The following is a 266-nucleotide window of genomic DNA, read 5'->3' as shown; positions in this document are numbered from 1 at the left end:
CCCCCCTGTCCGGGGAATATAAAAGAAAAAAGCCCGTACTTTCGTACGAGCTCTTATCTTGAATATGGCGGTGAGGGGGGGATTGACTCGCTTCGCTCGCCCTGCGGGCAGCCTGTTCGCTGCGCGCTCAGTCTGTCCAACTGGCTGTCGCCAGTTGTCGAACCCCGGTCGGGGATTCTCATCCCCCCTGTCCGGGGAATATAAAAGAAAAAAGCCCGTACTTTCGTACGAGCTCTTATCTTAAATATGGCGGTGAGGGGGGGATT

1 other RNA gene is annotated in these 266 nt (G+C 55.3%); it reads right to left on the bottom strand.

What is annotated here, in order from left to right:
• Positions 1-65: 65 nt before the first annotated feature.
• Positions 66-203: non-coding RNA, RtT sRNA (locus tag AAIR21_RS28130), on the bottom strand.
• Positions 204-266: the final 63 nt, after the last annotated feature.

This window comes from Enterobacter sp. PTB (assembly GCF_051130085.1).
In the GTDB taxonomy this organism is placed as follows: domain Bacteria; phylum Pseudomonadota; class Gammaproteobacteria; order Enterobacterales; family Enterobacteriaceae; genus Enterobacter; species Enterobacter ludwigii.
Note: the sequence above shows the minus strand (reverse complement) of the source record. Positions and strands in the feature narration are given on the sequence as shown.